Annotated in this window: 18 protein-coding genes and 1 pseudogene; 15 read left to right on the forward strand and 4 right to left on the reverse strand. The window is 44.4% G+C overall.

The features are described from left to right. The first annotated feature begins 50 nt into the window (after window positions 1-50). The 4 genes from rlmD to NXZ84_RS00370 all read left to right on the forward strand — a co-directional run bounded on the left by rlmD (window position 51) and on the right by NXZ84_RS00370 (window position 3,994). Entirely contained in the window at window positions 51-1,532 is a 1,482-nt protein-coding gene (rlmD, locus tag NXZ84_RS00355; RefSeq protein ID WP_258838322.1) for a 23S rRNA (uracil(1939)-C(5))-methyltransferase RlmD, read from the forward strand. Further along, window positions 1,529-3,130, forward strand: a complete 1,602-nt coding sequence (locus NXZ84_RS00360; RefSeq protein ID WP_258838323.1) for an amidohydrolase — start codon at window positions 1,529-1,531, stop codon at window positions 3,128-3,130. Before rlmD ends, NXZ84_RS00360 begins: the two co-directional genes overlap by 4 nt. Window positions 3,131-3,193: 63 nt before the next feature. Next, entirely contained in the window at window positions 3,194-3,622 is a 429-nt protein-coding gene (locus tag NXZ84_RS00365; RefSeq protein ID WP_258838324.1) for a cell wall hydrolase, read from the forward strand. A gap of 15 nt (window positions 3,623-3,637) precedes the next feature. After that, window positions 3,638-3,994, forward strand: a complete 357-nt coding sequence (locus tag NXZ84_RS00370) for a spore coat protein GerQ (protein WP_258838325.1) — start codon at window positions 3,638-3,640, stop codon at window positions 3,992-3,994. Window positions 3,995-4,045: 51 nt separating this feature from the next. Here NXZ84_RS00370 and NXZ84_RS00375 read toward each other — a convergent pair whose 3' ends face one another. Next, the gene (locus tag NXZ84_RS00375; RefSeq protein WP_258838326.1) at window positions 4,046-4,492 is read right to left on the reverse strand and encodes a YtoQ family protein; all 447 of its coding nucleotides are present in this window, start codon (window positions 4,490-4,492) and stop codon (window positions 4,046-4,048) included. Window positions 4,493-4,658: 166 nt separating this feature from the next. Between NXZ84_RS00375 and NXZ84_RS00380 the strand changes: the two genes are divergently transcribed. From NXZ84_RS00380 to sat, 3 genes are all read left to right on the forward strand, one after another. Continuing rightward, entirely contained in the window at window positions 4,659-5,351 is a 693-nt protein-coding gene (locus NXZ84_RS00380; RefSeq protein ID WP_258838327.1) for a phosphoadenylyl-sulfate reductase, read from the forward strand. After that, entirely contained in the window at window positions 5,318-6,103 is a 786-nt protein-coding gene (locus NXZ84_RS00385; RefSeq protein WP_258838328.1) for a sulfite exporter TauE/SafE family protein, read from the forward strand. Before NXZ84_RS00380 ends, NXZ84_RS00385 begins: the two co-directional genes overlap by 34 nt. A 73-nt stretch (window positions 6,104-6,176) precedes the next feature. After that, window positions 6,177-7,349, forward strand: a complete 1,173-nt coding sequence (gene sat, locus NXZ84_RS00390) for a sulfate adenylyltransferase (RefSeq protein WP_258838329.1) — start codon at window positions 6,177-6,179, stop codon at window positions 7,347-7,349. A gap of 100 nt (window positions 7,350-7,449) precedes the next feature. Here sat and NXZ84_RS00395 read toward each other — a convergent pair whose 3' ends face one another. After that, window positions 7,450-8,004, reverse strand: coding sequence for a ferritin-like domain-containing protein (locus NXZ84_RS00395; RefSeq protein ID WP_258838330.1), 555 nt, complete (start codon window positions 8,002-8,004; stop codon window positions 7,450-7,452). 258 nt (window positions 8,005-8,262) lie between these two features. Beyond that, complete coding sequence (locus NXZ84_RS00400) at window positions 8,263-8,451, reverse strand: hypothetical protein (protein ID WP_258838331.1); 189 nt, start codon at window positions 8,449-8,451, stop codon at window positions 8,263-8,265. 255 nt (window positions 8,452-8,706) lie between these two features. Between NXZ84_RS00400 and NXZ84_RS00405 the strand changes: the two genes are divergently transcribed. From NXZ84_RS00405 to NXZ84_RS00430, 6 genes and pseudogenes are all read left to right on the forward strand, one after another. After that, a complete protein-coding gene (locus NXZ84_RS00405; protein ID WP_258838332.1) occupies window positions 8,707-10,137 on the forward strand; it encodes an NAD-dependent succinate-semialdehyde dehydrogenase in 1,431 nt (476 codons plus the stop codon). A 119-nt stretch (window positions 10,138-10,256) separates the two neighbouring features. Beyond that, window positions 10,257-10,598 (forward strand): YolD-like family protein, encoded by a 342-nt coding sequence (locus NXZ84_RS00410; RefSeq protein WP_258838333.1) that lies wholly within the window; start codon window positions 10,257-10,259, stop codon window positions 10,596-10,598. A 20-nt stretch (window positions 10,599-10,618) separates the two neighbouring features. Further along, a complete protein-coding gene (locus NXZ84_RS00415; RefSeq protein ID WP_258840402.1) occupies window positions 10,619-10,846 on the forward strand; it encodes a hypothetical protein in 228 nt (75 codons plus the stop codon). 25 nt (window positions 10,847-10,871) lie between these two features. Then, window positions 10,872-10,955: pseudogene (locus tag NXZ84_RS15150) on the forward strand (hypothetical protein); the annotation flags it as partial. Between the two features lie 164 nt (window positions 10,956-11,119). Continuing rightward, window positions 11,120-11,809: a Bax inhibitor-1/YccA family protein gene (locus NXZ84_RS00425; RefSeq protein ID WP_258838334.1), complete on the forward strand. Its 690-nt coding sequence runs from the start codon at window positions 11,120-11,122 to the stop codon at window positions 11,807-11,809. A 334-nt stretch (window positions 11,810-12,143) separates the two neighbouring features. After that, complete coding sequence (locus NXZ84_RS00430; protein WP_258838335.1) at window positions 12,144-13,469, forward strand: VWA domain-containing protein; 1,326 nt, start codon at window positions 12,144-12,146, stop codon at window positions 13,467-13,469. 121 nt (window positions 13,470-13,590) lie between these two features. Here NXZ84_RS00430 and NXZ84_RS00435 read toward each other — a convergent pair whose 3' ends face one another. Beyond that, window positions 13,591-14,157 carry a hypothetical protein gene (locus tag NXZ84_RS00435; RefSeq protein WP_258838336.1) on the reverse strand — a complete coding sequence of 189 codons (567 nt, stop codon included), beginning with the start codon at window positions 14,155-14,157 and terminating at the stop codon, window positions 13,591-13,593. Between the two features lie 478 nt (window positions 14,158-14,635). Between NXZ84_RS00435 and NXZ84_RS15065 the strand changes: the two genes are divergently transcribed. Together NXZ84_RS15065 and NXZ84_RS00450 are read left to right on the forward strand one after the other, a co-directional pair. Further along, window positions 14,636-16,732 (forward strand): SBBP repeat-containing protein, encoded by a 2,097-nt coding sequence (locus tag NXZ84_RS15065; RefSeq protein ID WP_309495418.1) that lies wholly within the window; start codon window positions 14,636-14,638, stop codon window positions 16,730-16,732. A gap of 172 nt (window positions 16,733-16,904) precedes the next feature. Then, entirely contained in the window at window positions 16,905-17,384 is a 480-nt protein-coding gene (locus NXZ84_RS00450; RefSeq protein ID WP_258838337.1) for a hypothetical protein, read from the forward strand. Window positions 17,385-17,415: the final 31 nt, after the last annotated feature.

Here is a 17,415-nt window from a genome sequence, read left to right on the forward strand (position 1 = left end):
ACGTACGAATAGGTAAACCTCTTCTGAAAATAAGGGGAGGTTTTTTCTTTTTGCAAAGGGATTGTGTACAATGTGAACATAAGAAAGGAAAGAAAAAGGCTCACTTTCATATAGGTGGGCATATGGTAGAGAAGAAAGGATTTTATATTATGGCACATGAGGGAACGCATATTCAGCTCAAGCCGCAACAAGTGATACGACTGCCCATTAAGAGAATGGGGATTAATGGCGAAGGCGTAGGCTTTTATCAACGACAAGTTGTTTTTGTAGAAGGAGCGATCCCGGGTGAACATGTACTTGCCCGTGTACAAGAAGTGAAGCGCCAGTTTGTACGTGCTTCGCTACTGAAGATCATCAAGCGATCTCCAGCGCGCATCAATCCCCCTTGTCCTGTCTATGACGAGTGTGGTGGTTGTCAGTTACAGCATATGAGTTATGAGAAACAACTAGTTGAGAAGCGAGAATTAGTGAAGGAAGCATTTAGTCGCTATACACGTATACGAAATCTTCCCCTTGAAGAAACAGTAGGTATGAACGCCCCCTGGGCATATCGAAACAAAGCACAGTTGCCACTACAAAAAGTGGGAGATCGGGTAGCGATGGGAATGTACTCCGCCCAGTCTCATCGGTTGGTAGAGATTGGGGATTGCGGTGTCCAACACGAACAGGTGAACAAGGTGTTAGAGTTGGCGCGCAGAGAACTGGAGAGCTTAGGTGTACCTATCTATCACGAAAAAAAACATAAAGGTGCCATTCGTCATCTGGTGGCGCGCGTGGGATTTACGACGGGAGAATTACAAGTAGTCGTAGTGAGTCGAACCTCAGATTTTCCTCAGCAGCAAGCGTTTATCTCACGCCTGATTACACAATTTCCCGCTATCACTAGTGTAGTGCTTAATGTGAATCCGATCAAAACATCACGCATTTTTGGGACAGAAAGCCGTGTGCTCTGGGGTAAAGAGAAAATTGAAGAGAAGTTAGGGGATCTTACTTTCCGCCTATCTGCCTTATCCTTTTTTCAGCTTAATCCTCAACAGACGGTACAGCTTTACAGGCAGGTAGAGAGGGTGGCCAATCTGCAAGGCGCGGAGACGGTAATTGACGCCTATTGTGGTGCAGGAACGATTGGATTATGGTTAGCCGCTTCGGCTGAGCGTGTCATAGGGATGGATACGACGAAAGAAGCGATTGTCGATGCGAATGAAAATGCACAGCATAATGGCATCACCAACGTAGAGTACCATGTGGGAGCAGCAGAAAAATTAATTCCGAAGTGGATGAAAGCGGGGTTGCAGCCAGACGTAATCGTTGTTGATCCGCCGCGAACGGGGCTGGGTGAGCCATTACGAACAGCACTAGTGCAGTCACCAATCCCTCGTCTTATCTATGTTTCATGTAATCCCTCAACATTGGCAAAAGACTGTGCAGAATTGGTCCGAGCTGGGTATCGAGTCAAACAGGTAATCCCAGTTGATTTATTCCCACAGACGGCACATGTAGAGGCCGTTTGTCTGTTGGAGGCAGGAAGATGAAAAAGATATTTTACGATGGAGTCTTTTCGGGGGAGAAAGAAGGTCAGACACCACTAGAAGCACTTTATGTGGAAGAGGGAACAATACGTGATCGAGGATCGAGTGCTGACATGTTGCTTCAACACGGACGTGCTGATGTAGCACGTGTAGATCTAGAGGGAGGGTTTTTTTACCCCGGTTTGATGGATAGCCATATGCATCTAGCAGCTCAAGGAAAAAAGATGTCCTTTCTTGATTTATCGGGAGCACGCACGAAGGAAGAAATGCTGTATTTGCTTAAGAGAAGGGTGGAGCAGACAGATCGTGGGGAATGGGTGATTGCCATCCAATGGGATGAAAACCGTCTTTTGGAAGGTAAGCCTCCTTCACTGCAAGAACTGGACGAGGTTGCCCCAGCTCACCCGCTGTTTTTGCTTCGCTCATGTTACCATATCTCTTTAGCCAACACGGAAGCATTTCGACGTGCTGGCATCCGTGAAGGTACCCCTGACCCTGAGGAGGGGTCGTGGGGGCGAGACATCGCTGGGCGCTTTGATGGTTGGGTGTATGAAAATGCGTCTCTTCCTTTTTATCGAGCGCAACCTCAGTTATCTTACGAGGAGCGTAAAGAGTGTGTGCGCCGTGCCATGAAACTTGCTCTTCAATATGGTTTGACGGGTGTGCATACGGATGATTTGCGAGAGATTGGCAGTCTCTCCGATTTGATACGTATCTATCGTGAGTTGGGTGAGGAAGGCTGGAAATTACGTTCTCACCATCTTGTTTACTATCCTTACTTGAAAGAGATGCGAGATGAAGGCATTCCCCCTTGCTATGGAGATGAGTATTTTCGATTGGGTGCTGTTAAACTGTTTGCTGATGGGGCAATTGGGGGGCGTACCGCTTGGTTATCATCTCCTTACTCTGATGACCCTAGTAAAGTAGGGATGGCGATTCGTACAGAGGAGAAGTGGGAACATTTGATGCAAGAAATCCGTCAATCCAACCTGCCCATTGCCGTTCATGCGATTGGAGATGCGGCGGCGGAGCAAGTGATTCGGATGGTGGAAAAATACCCTTTGTCTCGTACGGATGTTCCTTTGCCGGATCGTTTAATACATGGGCAAGTACTCCGTCCGGATTTGCTTGGTCGTCTACGTGAGCTTCCTCTCGTGGTGGATATTCAACCTTCATTTGTTTTAAGTGATTTTCCTTGGGTAGAAAAGCGACTGGGTAAAGAGCGTCTTCTTTATGCATATGCATGGAAGACAATGTTAAAACATGGCTTAACCGTAGCGGGAGGAAGTGACGCTCCCATTGAATCCATGCATCCACTCATAGGGATGCAGGCGGCAGTGATGCGTCGCCCTCCTGAAGAGAGGAACCATGAAGGGTATCAGCCGCAAGAATGTCTTACAGTAGAAGAAGCCCTTTCTTTGTATACCCGTGGAAGTGCACTGGCTGTAGGCGAAGGGAAACGAAGTGGATCCCTGGAGAGAGGGATGCGTGCAGATATAAGCGTATATGATCGCTCGCTTAAGGAGACACCTCCTGATCAGTGGGGAGGAATAGCTACCCGTATGACCATCATCGGTGGTGAGATTCAATATAAAGAATGAACCGGTTCCCGGTTCTTTTTTTTGTTTTTTTCTCATACGATACCAGCGAGGTGATTAAAGACCATGGCTGTGATTCCGACGAATAGTGAGCAAACCAGGTTGTTGGCTCGTTTAATGCGAGCAGAGGCCGAGGGTGATGGAGAGATGGGAATGCTCCTAGTGGGTAATGTCGGGGTGAACCGTGTCCTGGCTGACTGCTTGGACTTCGATGATATTCGTACGATTGAACAGATGGTGTATCAAAGCCCTGGTGGGTTTGAAGCGGTACAAAAATCCTATTTTTATCAAAAAGCAAGGGAGAGAGATGTGCGTTTAGCTGAGAAAGTGATAAGAGGGTTACAGTATCGTCCGGCGGAAATTTCTCTTTGGTTTTATCGCCCAGCAGGGGATTGCCCTCCTACGTGGTATGGGCAGATAAATAGTGGACGCTACAAATCTCATTGTTTTTTTATTCCGACTTATCAAGAATGTCCTAATGTATATACGCGCTAAAAGGAGGTGAATAACATGTATTGGAATCCGTATGCATCAACCTATGGGCGTCCACCGGGGTCTGTCTATCCGGAGCAAACGGCTATGTTTCAAGCAAAAACCTCCCAACGAGGGGGGACGCAACTCTACACAGAAGATGTGATGAGAGCGAACATTGGCAAGTTGATTACGGTTTACTTAACGTTTGAAAACAATCCACAGTGGCCTTCTAAGGTGTTTACAGGAACACTGCGTGAAGCAGGACGGGATTTTATTTTGATTCGTGATCAACAATCGGGGAAAGATGTTCTGCTTATGAATATTGATATTGATTACTATGTATTTGATAATCAGCCTGCCAATTTGGCTGGGAATCGGCAGCATCAGGGCTAAATGAATAGGGGACGAGATCGTCCCCTATATGTTGCAATCTCAAGAGGATGATTATTCCGTAAACAGGTATGCTAGGGCATCAATCGCTTGCTGTGGGCTTTCTACGACGAGTTGTGCCCGCTGTGTCAGCTCTTTGAGAGGGTGAATCAGATTTTCTGGTCGAATGATGATGAGAGGCTTGCCAGCCTCTAGGGCCAATGCTGCATCCATGGCCGTATTCCACTGTCGATATTGATCACCAAACAAAGCGACTACTACATCTGATTTTTGTAACCAGACACGTGTGCGTAGATTATTAATCTCAGAAGCGGCTTGATCGCGGAATTCTTTCGTAGGCTGTTTTCCTTTGATTTTTTCCCCGATGTCGTCAGACAGGTCATGGTCTTCTTGAGGCCCCTTGAAATGAATAGGAAGGCCTCTTTCTTGTGTTTGTTGCCGAAAGAGTTCGCGCCAATCATCATGAATTTGTCCCGCTAGATAGACGGTTAATGAATGCATTGTGAGGCTCCTCTCTGTACCCAATTTGTATAGACACGCCTTCATTATATAAGCAAGTTCCTCAATTCGCAAAAAAAACAAGCGATAACGGTGACACTTTTCTGGTTGGCAGAATATCAAAGATATAGAAGCATTCGTTTGAATTCGAATAGAGGAGCCAGATGCCATGAAGGATTTTGATCAGATTGCACATCAGCTTCGTACTAAAGATCCGAGTGAAATCCTAGCATGGAGCATAAAAGAGTATGGAGACTCGATAACATTAGCATCCAGCTTTGGTGCAGAAGACGTTGTTTTAATAGATAAACTAGCTAGAATACGTTCGGATATTGATATTTTTTACTTGGATACGGGTTTGCTTTTTCCACAGACATATAAAACGAGAGATGAGTTAGCACGCCGCTACAATCTTACATTTATTCGAGTAGTACCGCGTTGGACCGTGGATGAACAGGAGAAAGAGAAGGGGGCGGCTTTATGGAAGCGTGATCCTAATCAGTGCTGTCATATTCGCAAAGTAGAACCTTTGCAAAAGGTGCTTAGTCATTATAAAGCATGGATTACTGGCATACGGAGGGAGCAATCTCCAACGCGTGCCCATACACAAGTAGTGGAGTGGGACGATACATTTTCTATTTGTAAATTAAATCCATTAGCTTTTTGGAAAAAGGAAGAAGTATGGGATTATATTCATAAAAATAAAGTGCCTTATAATCCGTTACATGACCAGGACTATCCTAGTATAGGTTGCATTCCGTGTACACGTGCTGTAAAACCTGGTGAAGATCCACGTGCGGGGAGATGGTCGGGATCCGCTAAAACAGAGTGTGGACTCCATCGGAACAGGGATCAGAAATGATGGCGCTCTGGATTATCATAACCGGTTTTTTAGTTGGTTTGTTGGTGGGCTTGACCGGTATGGGTGGGGCGCTTTTGATGACACCGTTACTCATATTAATATACGGTTTTTCGCCGACCATGGCTGTAGGGACTGATTTGGTCTATGCGGCAGTGACGAAAGCAGCCGGTGCTTTACAACATTTTAAGCAGAAAACGGTGGATTGGGATGTTGTAAAAAAGTTGGCATTGGGAAGTATCCCAGGAGGCATCATCGGAGTCATCCTGATCGGTTTTTTACATCAATCGCCCGCCTTTTCGTTTGATCTCATATTAAAGAAATTTCTCGGGATCATTTTTATTCTCTTTGCTGTTATGATGCTAGTGCGCCTCTTGTGGACGAGAGAGAAAGCAGAAGGAAAGCTTGTTAAGAATCGTTCACTGAAACGCGTAGGATTTCTCGGAGGGTTGTTAGTCGGGATTACATCAGTGGGGAGTGGCTCACTCTTTATCCTCTTTTTGATGTCGCGTACGAGCTTATCTGCGGCTTTGTTGGTGGGAACAGATGTAGTGCATGCTTTTTTTCTTACACTTTCTACAGGGATGCTCCATGCAACGTTTGGGAATGTAGATTGGGTGTTTGTCAGTTATTTATTAATGGGATCCATCCCAGGTATTTTGTTAGGTGGACGGCTTACTCTACATGTCCCGGATAAATTATTGCGAGGGTTTATTATTTGTATTTTATTGGCGACAGGCGTGATGATGTTGTAAGCATATGAGGTAAAGGGATGCTCTACTGCTGTACGAAGTGAAGTGTCAGCTGTACTAGACAGGGGGATGATTGGTGGTACAAGAGCGAATATCCCCGCATGGGGGAATATTGGTTAACCAAGTGGTTGACGGCAGGTTGCGTGCACAGTGGTTAAAGCAGGCACCTAGTATGAAGCGGCTGATTATTGGAGAGGAGTCCCTTTCAGATCTGGAGTGTATCGCGACGGGTATCTTTTCACCACTACAAGGCTTTTTGGGGGAAGAAGATTATCGGCGAGTCTGCCGTGAGATGCGCCTGGCTGATGGGACTGTTTGGAGCATCCCGATCACCTTACCTGTTCCTGAGCGTGAAGGGGAGAAGATGCAAACAGGGGAGTGGCTGGCTCTCACCTCTCCAAGTGGCACTATCTATGCGGTCATGGCAATAACCAGTCTGTTTCGGCGTAGTCTACAAGCGGAAGCAAAGGCAATTTATCAGACAGAAGATGCGAAACACCCGGGGGTGGCTAAGTTATATTCATCTTCTCCCGTGTGTGTAGGTGGTCCGATTCAGTTATTGCAACGTCCCCCACAAGGCTTTCCTCAGCATCACTTAACTCCTCTGCAAACACGCCGTCTGTTTGCAGAGCGAGGGTGGAAGCGCATAGTAGGCTTTCAAACACGTAATCCGGTTCATCGTGCGCATGAATATATCCAAAAAGCAGCACTAGAGACGGTGGATGGCCTCTTTCTTAATCCTTTGGTGGGAAGCACGAAGGCGGGGGATATTTCTGCCGAAGTGAGAATGCGTAGCTACGAGAAGATCCTCTCCCTCTATTACCCACATCATCGTGTATGTTTGGGGATTTATCCTGCGGCGATGCGTTACGCTGGCCCACGTGAAGCGATTTTACACGCGCTCGCACGTAAAAACTATGGGTGTACCCACTTTATTGTGGGTCGGGATCACGCAGGTGTAGGGGATTATTATGGCACGTATGATGCACAGACAATATTCTCGCAATTTTCTGCTGACGAAATAGGAATAACACCTCTCTGCTTTGAACACAGCTTTTATTGTAAACGTTGTGAAGGGATGGCCTCCTATAAAACATGTCCGCATAGTGCACAGCATCATGTGCTACTCTCAGGCACGAAAGTACGAGAAATGTTAGCGGAGGGTAAAGCCCCTCCCTCTCAATTCTCTCGTCCTGAGGTGGTGCAGATATTGATGGAGGGAATGAAGGAATCGAAGGATCAGACTTAGTGAATCTCGATCAAAAAGAAGAGGCGACCTTCTTCAATGAAGGGAAATCGCCTCTTCTTTTAGTCTGAATTAAAAAATCTTCATTCTAGGATAGATCCGGTTATTTGTTTTTGGCATATAGGTAGTTATAGCGAGAGCCGTGGATCAACTCATCAGTCAGGATAGAGAATACCATATTTTTATATACCACACCAGGAACAGTGAAATATAGTTTGCGGTACTTTCGTACAGCGTCACTCTCCCCCATAATGGCTTGACTAAGTCCATCTAAGTAGCTTCGGGGAGCTTGGAAAGGTGTCTCTGTTTCCTTTTGAACGGGTTGTTGCATCGTTAAACCGTAATAGATTTGTCGAAACATCTTGCGATGACGACGTTCATCATCACGAATCCCAGTAATAATGGTACGATCTTCTTCGTCAGGAGCTTTGGTTAGCAGGTAATCATAAAACATTTCATCCTGTTGTTCTCCCTGAATCCCCTCCATCAGTAGCTCCAATGCTTTTGTAACATCGGTTTCATAAATGAGCTCATCTGGTAGGGGAGTGGAGAGATGTTTCCATGGAGAGTAGGGTACTCCTTGAGTCGGTTGAACCTGAGGTGGATAACCGTAGTGATACTGTGAATAATACGCGTGTGGTGGGTATTGCCAGTACATATTGTCGGCCTCCTCTTCTTCTCTTATTCCTCCCCTATCTTTATGTGCGCATTAGTAAAGAAATGCGCTCCCTTAAGTAGATCTTGAGATTTTCTTGTTAGGATGTGAAGATCAGAAGTATAGGTTGAGAGAGAGCAGTAGTGAAGAGAGGAGAGAATATGGAATGAGAAGGAAGAGTTGGATTCAAGCTGATGGTGTGACGAAAATATATGGGGAGAAGGGACAAGCTTTTTGGTTCGCATGCCCCGATTCTCTCATTTAGAAAAATTGTCGTAGCCACTCTTTCATATTCCCAAACTCATCATAAGCACTAAAAATAAAACTTAAGAGAAGGAAGATACAAGGGATGATATAGAGGAAGGGACGCTCATAACTGAATGTCCATTGGGTAAAAAAGGTGAGGAGAAGTCCGATTGTAAGAGAAGTATATGCAAACGTTCGATTCATGGTAGATACCCCCTTTTTGATATTGCTTATACTTATGTGGTTCGTGATCTGATCCCGTATGAATGATTTTTTTGAGCGACGTTTTTCGTATATTCTTAATTTCCTTGTGATCAATAGTTTCTACAATAATTCCACCGATTCCCCCTGATTTCTTCCAAAAAAAGAGGATGCTTAAGGGGATGGGTTGGTGGGAATAGAAGATATAACGAGGAAAGAAACACGACTTTATGAGGATAAAAGCGGAGGAGGTATTCCATGTTAACGAAGGAAAACTTGATTCAAGGAAATTGGATCAAAACCGAAGAGAGGATGGCAGTAACTAATCCTGCGAATAAAGAAGTGATCGGATATGTACCACAGGCGGGAACCCTAGAAGCAGAGCGAGCCGTGACAGCTGCACACGAAGCTTTTCCGGCATGGGCGGCGCGTACAGCGGAGGAGCGCAGTCAACTGCTATATCGCTGGTACCAGCTAATTGAGACAAATAAAGAGCAGCTTGCGCGTATGATGACGATGGAACAAGGGAAACCCTTGCAGGAGGCGCGCGGAGAGATTGATTATGCGAACAATTATATTTTATGGTACGCCGAAGAGGCGAAGCGTCTCTATGGAGAAAGCATTCCCGCATCTTCAACCGCGAAGCGAATCTTTGTCAAAAAAGAGCCGGTGGGGGTGGTGGCTGCTATCACCCCATGGAATTTCCCGGCGGCAATGATTACAAGGAAAGTAGCTCCTGCATTGGCCGCAGGATGTACGGTAGTGACAAAACCAGCGAGTGAAACCCCATTTACAGCGATTCTCCTGATGGAGTTGGCGCAAGAAGCAGGCATGCCCGCAGGGGTAATCAATTTGGTGACGGGGGATGCACAGACGATCGTAGGTGCGTGGCAAGCAGACCAACGCGTTAAAAAGCTGACCTTCACCGGCTCCACTCCCGTAGGGAAACAGCTTATGCAGGATGCAGCGGGAACCATGAAACGACTCTCACTTGAGTTGGGTGGGCACGCTCCTTTCATCGTGACGAAAAATGCTGATCTTGAGCGTGCGGTAGAGGGAGCGATCATCTCTAAATTTCGCAATGCAGGACAAACTTGTATTTGTAGTAATCGTATGTACATCGATGAGGAAATTGCAGATCGCTTCATTGAGCGTTTTACAGAAAAGGTATCTACTCTGGTTGTCGGTGATGGTCTACACGACGGGGTTGATATCGGGCCCCTCATCAATAAAGCTGCGCTTAATAAGGTGAAGGAGCATATTGATGACGCCAAAAAGCGGGGAGCTACCCTGGTGATGGGTGGGGAAATGATTATGGAAGATCAGGGTTATTTTATGACGCCTGCTGTTTTAACGGGTGTAACCGATGAAATGTTATGCATGCAAGAGGAAACTTTTGGTCCACTTGCTCCGATCACCACATTCCGGACTGTAGAGGAAGCGCTTAAGCGTGCGAATCATAGTCCATTTGGCCTGGCAGCTTATGCATACAGCAACGATATTGCAGAAGCGATGCAATTGGCAGATGGCTTGCAGTACGGCGTGATTGGACTAAATGATGGGGCTCCGTCTGCGGCACAAGCGCCGTTTGGTGGTTTTAAGGAGAGCGGGTATGGTCGTGAAGGTAGTCACCATGGAATTGAGTCGTACGTAGAGGTGAAATATATTTCGCTCGGTGGATTGGGTTAGAGGAGACGGCAAGCTTTTTTTCATGATGTATATAGTAGCGGCAGACTTCACATATTATTTGAGAACTCATGTTCTAATAGAACCTGTGTTCGTGTATAATAGATGTTGAGGTGATGGAGATGAGCCGTGTATTGGAGCGAGGAAATAAGATGTGGGAGGGTCACCGTATGATCCTTCCCGAGCATGTGGATCATTTGCACGAACAAAACCGAGCAGCGAAGAAGTATCAAGCTCCTGATTTATCTGAAGATGCTATCCGTGAGATTGGATTTGCGATTGAAAAATCAATGGTGGAGCTGATCCCAGTACTGGTGCAGTGTGCAGGTAAATATGGAATTGAGAGTTATGAGGGTGTTATTACGAGCATTAATGCGATTGATCGTTATATTAGGCTTCAGGGAGCTGACCATACTGAACATATCTCCTTTCAAACAATTGTAAATGTGGAAACAAGGGAATGAAATAGATTCTGTTTATATCTTTGCAAGCGGGAAAACCTCTGGCTTTAGCTATGGGGATGAAAGCGAGTGTCGGACAAGGGAGGGTTCATCTCTTTCTTGCACAAGTCCGACCAACCCCGTATATATATAGTGACAAAGGGGTCTTTAATCACTTTCTAGCAAAGTGGAATGAAGCCTATAAAATAACGGAAAAGGGACTCTCCTATCCCGCCTGCTCGCGTCAATTAACGCAATTGAAAAAAGAGTAGGGAGTGGACATGTCCAGAATGTCACGCTCATCATGATCGAGACATTAACGCCTCCCTGAACATCTTGAAAGAAGGACTGCGATTAACTGCGGTCGGGCAGACCGTCTAAGCTTGGAGTCGATCCTGTCACTAGACGGGAGTTCCCAAGAATCCCCTGCATTCATGCATGGGGAGTGTCAAATAAATCCTAAGCGATAGTAAATGCAAAGAATAGACCAAAGTAGCAAAATATACTATGATAGTGGGTAGATTAGTAGTGGAGGAATGTGAATCATGGATAATCAACATTACGTAGGCTCAGAGCACGTAGCTAGCTCTGGGTTGATGACCCGTGTCTTTGCTTGGATGTTTGCAGGTTTGGCGCTAACAGCGATCATCTCCTTCTTTGTTCTGGCAGACGGAGGGATGATTACCTACTTTGAACAAAATATGATGGTCTTTTATGGGCTTTTGATTGGCGAGTTAATTCTAGTCTTCTTCTTGGCGGCGCGCGTACATAAGATGTCTGTAGCGACTGCTAGCTTTTTCTTTTTCTTCTATGCGGCACTTAATGGCTTTACCTTAAGTCCACTTCTTAGTATCTACAATGTTGGTTCGATCGGGGTCGTCTTTGCTATTACAGCAGGGATGTTTGGTTCCATGGCGCTATACGGTTATGTAACCAAGCGAGACTTGTCTAAGTTAGGTAGTATTTTGTTTATGGCGTTGATTGGTCTTATTATTGCTAGTATCGCCAATATTTTTATGAATAGCGGTGTTTTGTACTGGGTGATATCGTACGTAGGCGTATTAATCTTTTGTGGCTTAACAGCATTTGATGTACAGAAGATTAAACGCATGGAAGCGATCTCGATGGATGAAGATAACCATGCAAAAGCGGCCATCATGGGCGCTCTGGCGCTGTACCTCGACTTTATCAATATGTTTATCTTCCTGTTACGGATTTTCGGTAACAGAGATTAATTTGATTTTACTAATTACGAGTAATCTCCATTCTCAATCGAGGGAATGGAGATTTTTTTGGAATGGGTGTATGAAATAATGATCATCAGTGAGTGCTAAGGAATATGAAGTAAGGTTTAAAATACGGGGTATGTTCCGCTTGGAACAAGGATGCGGACAATTATCTAAACTTAGATTATTCCTCACGTTTATATGATTATGATACCAGTAGCATAAGATTATTTCTACATAAAGAAATAGTTAGGCGGAAAATATGGGTGACACTACCAAGAATAACGAATATAATATGGATTGTATTCGAATTTATTAGCCATGAATATAGGAGGGTGAAAAAGTGATTCGCAAGGGGTATTACTGCTTTTTTATGTTTATTCTATTAACTGGATGCTCGACGTTACTAAATGGTGGACAGGCAAATACAACGAAGGATAGTGCTGAATCAATGGGTGTAGAAATAGAAGTGGCAACCGATGCTAAAAGCATGATCGAAGCGGGTCCTGGTAAATATGTTGGGCGCAATTTTGATCAGGGGAAAATCGAACAGGAACTACTCAAGTTTCCAGAAGGAACAGAAACTAAAGAAGCGTATAGTCGGTTAGTTTCGCTTATGGCGGAAGATTATATTATGATAGATAAAGAGATTGATGAATTTGATCCATCCATAACCACCAATATAACAAAACCAGGTGGAGTAAATAATCCCGAAGTAAAAGTAGCGCAAAAGATGCAAGTGGAAATTTTATTAGATACGAGTGGGAGTATGGCACAAACAGTGCATGGCAAACGCAAGATGGACATGGCAAAAGCATCGATTGAGAAGTTTGTCTCTTCTCTACCGCAAGGAGTGGAGGTAGGGTTACGGATTTACGGACACAAAGGAAGCAACAGAGACAGCGATAAATCCCTCTCCTGTAATAGTAACGAAATGGTATATGGGATGAAAGAGTATGATGGCAAATCTTTTGGCAAAGCTTTAGATTTGGCAAAGCCTGTGGGATGGACTCCCCTAGCGAAAGCGATTCAATCAGCAAAAAGTGACTTTAGCGATGGTAACGCGCAAAATGTTGTTTATATCGTGAGCGATGGCGTTGAGACCTGTGATGGAGACCCAGTGGCAGCTGCTAAATCCTTACATGAATCTAATATTGAAGCTGTAGTGAATATTATTGGATTAGATATGGATAACAAAGGACAAGTACAACTAAAGGAAGTAGCTTTTGCAGGTGGTGGGAAGTACATCGAGGCAGACAATGAAGAGGATATGCAGCGTTACTTCGATAAAGAATATGAACGCTTAAAAAAAGCATGGAGCGACTGGCGACAAATGAGTGAGAAGCAGGTGGATAGTGGTGATACAGATAATCAATTAGGGTTAGATAAATTAATTAAAAAAAAGGCACTTGGTTTAGTAGATAGTGAATATCAGCAATTTAAAGAAGCGATTTCTTTCCTAGCGGACAAGGGGAAAATTCAGAGTGAGTCAGGGGTATTACAGCAGGTATCAAATCGAAAACAGCTATTACGCAAGTACTTTATTGACCGTGACAACAAGATTGAGTCTTTATTGATAATGGAGGAGGAAGAGCGCTTAAAGGAGATTCAAGAGACAGAGAAGCAGCAGCAAGAAGAGCTAGATAAGAAAATAGGAAAAGGGGAGTAAAGGAACCTCTACATAGATAATTGGGTGGGAGAGAGTGATATATAATAATATAATCTGGAGCTTTGATAGGGGAAATCCCCTCCGTTATTTAGAATCGGAGGGGCTTATTTATATATTCAGGTTAATTCGTGCTCAGCTTCTCACCTTGATCTGTCTCTACTAAGAATTTCTTACCTTTAAGGGCGCCTTTTTTCACTTTGATGTAGACTCGAGCAGGCTCACTTTCTTTAGCTTCACGTTGGAAGACAAACCCACTGTCTTCTTTCATAGTGAGGACAACACGTACGGTAGAGTCATTAATTATTTCTATACCAAGGGGATCGATGATGTGTCCATAGTACTCTTTATCTGACAATTGGATGTGAAGAATATCGTACTCATCAAAATTAAATTTTTCAGATGAGTTCCCAGGGTGTTCGAACTCATTGAAATACCATATTCCCCCTGTTGACATATGAGGGAGGGCTTCGCTTAAAACCTCCTGTTTTTTATACCATACTTGATTTTTCACCGACTTTGCCTCTTGTGCCCCTTCTACAGCTTCATCTTCCACTGGTGTTGCCTCTTCTCCCGCTTCGTTGGCTTGTTTGCCCTCGTCTGCTTGAGACTCAATTAAAGCACAGCCACTAAGTAGGGCAAACACAAGAGGTAATAGTAATCCATAAGTTCGAACCTTACGAGCGATCATATAAAGTTCCTCCTTAAATTCTGAATAGTTCGTTAGTATAGTAAGCAGATCGATAGTGTGAACAGTATTAATTCTTACAATCTACTTATATCCATGATTATTATACCAGTAGCATAAGATTATTTCTACATAAAGAAATAGTTAGGGGAAAAATAAGGCTGAAACTACCATAGTATTAAAGAATAATAGATGACGCCTACTTATATTTTCTTTTGTTTTCCTTTAAATTTAATAGATTGCTCGTACGGGAAGGATTATTTAAATGAGGCAAGACGTTAACAAAGGAATATATAGAATAAATCCCCTTGTCAATGTGGCTAAACGTTTATTCTGTATACCAGAAGTGAAATGGCTATAGGCAATCTTTTTTGATGCAAAAGTTAAGTATAGTACCTCTGCGCCCAAACCCCTTTTCTATTGGTGAATATAGTTATGGTGAGGATGTTATTAAACGGAATCACTTGAAGGGGAGTTATAGATGAATTCAAACGTATTGTGTCCGCTTGTTTTTATACCAAGTGAAGGGAAACGAAGGGACGAGGTATACCATTTCTGGGCAGATGGAGACGGGTGCCGGTTTTACTTTTTCCGTGATCGTGTGGAGTTTTGCTTCTCAACTGATGAAGAGACAGCAACTTTATCCCTGCACTTTGTAAATGTACAGCCGCAGGCGGGCATGGAGATAAGCTCAACCGAACATCAAGTCATCTATAAAGAAGTATGGGAAGGCATCGACCTCATCTTTTCAGGGAATCAAGAGCAGCTAAAATACGACATAATTGTTCATCCAGGAGCATGTGTGGAACATATCTGTTTACGGTACGAAGGCGGAGAAGAAGTTTCACTGAGTGAAGAGGGTGACTTGTTTGTTCATATGCAAAATGGCGTTCTTCGGGAAGGAAAGCCAGTCAGCTTTCAATGGATGAAGAACGGAAGAGTATCCATTCCGACTCATTTTCAATTAAACAAAGACGATTCCATTGGATTTGCTATTGCTAATGAGATGTATGACCCAACGATGCTTCTTGTGATTGATCCTGTTGTTTTTTACTCCACTTATTTAGGAGGAACAGAAGCGGATATAGGGAATGGCATCACCGTTGATTCAAGCAGAAGTGCTTATGTGACGGGGGTAACGGATTCGGCCGATTTCCCGACGACTACAGGTGCTTTTCAAACGATAAACATGGGCGGCGGTGATGTTTTCGTCTCCAAGTTAAATGTAGCGGGCAGCTCCTTGGTTTACTCGACTCTCGTTGGAGGGACGGGTGGTGACATAGGGCGAAGTATTGCAGTAGATGCGACGGGAAATACGTATGTGACAGGACAAACATCTTCAACAAATTATCCTGTAACATCAGGCGCTTTCCAAACAGTTGCCTCAGTGCTAGCAGATGCATTTGTGACAAAATTAAATGCTACCGGAACTTCCCTACTCTATTCGACTTACTTAGGGGGAAGCGGGGATGATGATGATGGTTTTGGGATAGATGTTGATGATACCAACAATGCCTATGTGGCAGGAGAGACCAATTCAACCGATTTCCCCATCACGACGGGTGCGTTTCAGACAGTGAATGCAGGTACAGGAATCGATGCATTTATCACGAAATTAAACCCTGCGGGCACAGCGCTTGTCTACTCTACTTTTCTGGGTGGGACAGATAATGATAGAGGACGAGGGATCGTGATCAATGAGAGTAATCAAGCCTATGTGACAGGCTTAACAGATTCAACCAACTTCCCTACAACCACGGGTGCGTTTCAAACGGTGTTTGGTGGAGGTGGCGATGCGTTCATCACCAAGCTGAACACGACAGGATCTGCGTTGGTCTACTCTACGTATTTGGGAGGCTCTAATACGGATGCTGGAAACGCAATTGATTTGGACGGAGGCAATAATGCCTATGTGACTGGGAGGACTTTCTCCACGGATTTTCCCACAACCAATAATGCTTTCCAAACAATCTTTTCAGCAAGTACCGCGTCTGATGCGTTTGTCACCAAACTAAACCCAATAGGGAGTGCATTGATCTACTCCACTTTTCTCGGCGGACTGGGAGATGATATAGGGTTTGGAATTGGAGTCGATTCCTTTGGAGGCGCTTGGGTGACCGGGCAAACGAATTCGACGAACTTTCCCGTTACCTCTGATGCGTTTCAAGACAGCTTAGCAGGACTTATTGATGCTTTTGTTACGCAAATTAGCTTTTCCGGTCAAGGGATTTCCTTCTCTTCTTACCTAGGAGGCAGCTTTGAAGATGAGGGAAATGGTGTTGCGGTTGGTCCGCTAGAGGCTGCCTACCTTACGGGGCAAACTGCATCATTTAATTTTCCTGTTACCTCCGGAGCGATACAAACCATGAACCCATCCCCTGAGGTGGATAGCGCTTTTGTCACCAAAGTTGGACCACTCTCCTCGGTAGGCGCAACAGGACCTACAGGGCCAACGGGTGCAACCGGAGTGACGGGAGCAGCAGGGGCTCAGGGCGCACGTGGACCGAGAGGACGACGTGGACCAAGAGGTCCAAGAGGGCCACGTGGTATGGGTGGAGAAGGAGAGTTTGGAGGTTAAAACCTATCATACAAAAAAGCATCCGCTGTAGGGATGCTTTTTTGTATGATTTTTTGTTCAACTCCAGTTATAAGTGTATCTCTTATGAGACCTATCGCACTCTATAACTAATATTGGAAACTATTACGATTTTAAATCATATAATAGAGTAGATAGAAAGGAGGTAAAAGTGATGTCTACTCAGTTAGAAGCTCGCTTTTTTTCACCACCAACATTGTTTTCAGGTGTGGAACGAGATGGAACGGTGGTTGATATAAACGTTGTAGGAGATCTATTTTTCAATTCGCCTTCGGCTCTCACAACAGGTGGACCATTGGTTATTTCTTTTAGCATCAATGGCATCAATTATAGCTTTTTTTCTACTGATGGTGAGTTAACGGGTACGAAAACCAGCAGTGACATTCTTGTCTTATCTGGTTCAGGAACTTTAATTAACGTAGATACTGGGGAAGAAAATGATGCAGAGCTGGATTTTCTCCGAGCGCCGCTTCTGATAGATTCTGCAGGAAATGGTGTGATGCGGACGATTGCTTTAGATGAAGTTAGTGTATTTCGATTTATGATTACTGTACCGGATACAGTGGAGGATTTCCTTGTGCATGTGCGCAGAAATGCCGGGTCTACTACTATTGGTTTATTTAGAACCTATTAAAATATTTTATTCCACTATAAGTATAAAGTTG

Origin of the sequence: Mechercharimyces sp. CAU 1602, assembly GCF_024753565.1 — a bacterium.
Taxonomy (GTDB): Bacteria; Bacillota; Bacilli; order Thermoactinomycetales; family JANTPT01; genus Mechercharimyces.

What these genes read in the sequence shown, in the direction of transcription:
- NXZ84_RS00380 (WP_258838327.1), top strand. Translation starts at nt 4,659, where the DNA reads ATGAAGGATTTTGATCAGATTGCACATCAGCTTCGTACTAAAGATCCG.
- NXZ84_RS00405 (WP_258838332.1), top strand. Translation starts at nt 8,707, where the DNA reads ATGTTAACGAAGGAAAACTTGATTCAAGGAAATTGGATCAAAACCGAA.
- NXZ84_RS00360 (WP_258838323.1), top strand. Translation starts at nt 1,529, where the DNA reads ATGAAAAAGATATTTTACGATGGAGTCTTTTCGGGGGAGAAAGAAGGT.
- NXZ84_RS00450 (WP_258838337.1), top strand. Translation starts at nt 16,905, where the DNA reads ATGTCTACTCAGTTAGAAGCTCGCTTTTTTTCACCACCAACATTGTTT.
- NXZ84_RS00395 (WP_258838330.1), bottom strand. Translation starts at nt 8,004, where the DNA reads ATGTACTGGCAATACCCACCACACGCGTATTATTCACAGTATCACTAC.
- NXZ84_RS00370 (WP_258838325.1), top strand. Translation starts at nt 3,638, where the DNA reads ATGTATTGGAATCCGTATGCATCAACCTATGGGCGTCCACCGGGGTCT.
- NXZ84_RS00375 (WP_258838326.1), bottom strand. Translation starts at nt 4,492, where the DNA reads ATGCATTCATTAACCGTCTATCTAGCGGGACAAATTCATGATGATTGG.
- NXZ84_RS00400 (WP_258838331.1), bottom strand. Translation starts at nt 8,451, where the DNA reads ATGAATCGAACGTTTGCATATACTTCTCTTACAATCGGACTTCTCCTC.
- NXZ84_RS00410 (WP_258838333.1), top strand. Translation starts at nt 10,257, where the DNA reads ATGAGCCGTGTATTGGAGCGAGGAAATAAGATGTGGGAGGGTCACCGT.
- NXZ84_RS00435 (WP_258838336.1), bottom strand. Translation starts at nt 14,157, where the DNA reads ATGATCGCTCGTAAGGTTCGAACTTATGGATTACTATTACCTCTTGTG.
- NXZ84_RS00365 (WP_258838324.1), top strand. Translation starts at nt 3,194, where the DNA reads ATGGCTGTGATTCCGACGAATAGTGAGCAAACCAGGTTGTTGGCTCGT.
- NXZ84_RS15065 (WP_309495418.1), top strand. Translation starts at nt 14,636, where the DNA reads ATGAATTCAAACGTATTGTGTCCGCTTGTTTTTATACCAAGTGAAGGG.
- NXZ84_RS00425 (WP_258838334.1), top strand. Translation starts at nt 11,120, where the DNA reads ATGGATAATCAACATTACGTAGGCTCAGAGCACGTAGCTAGCTCTGGG.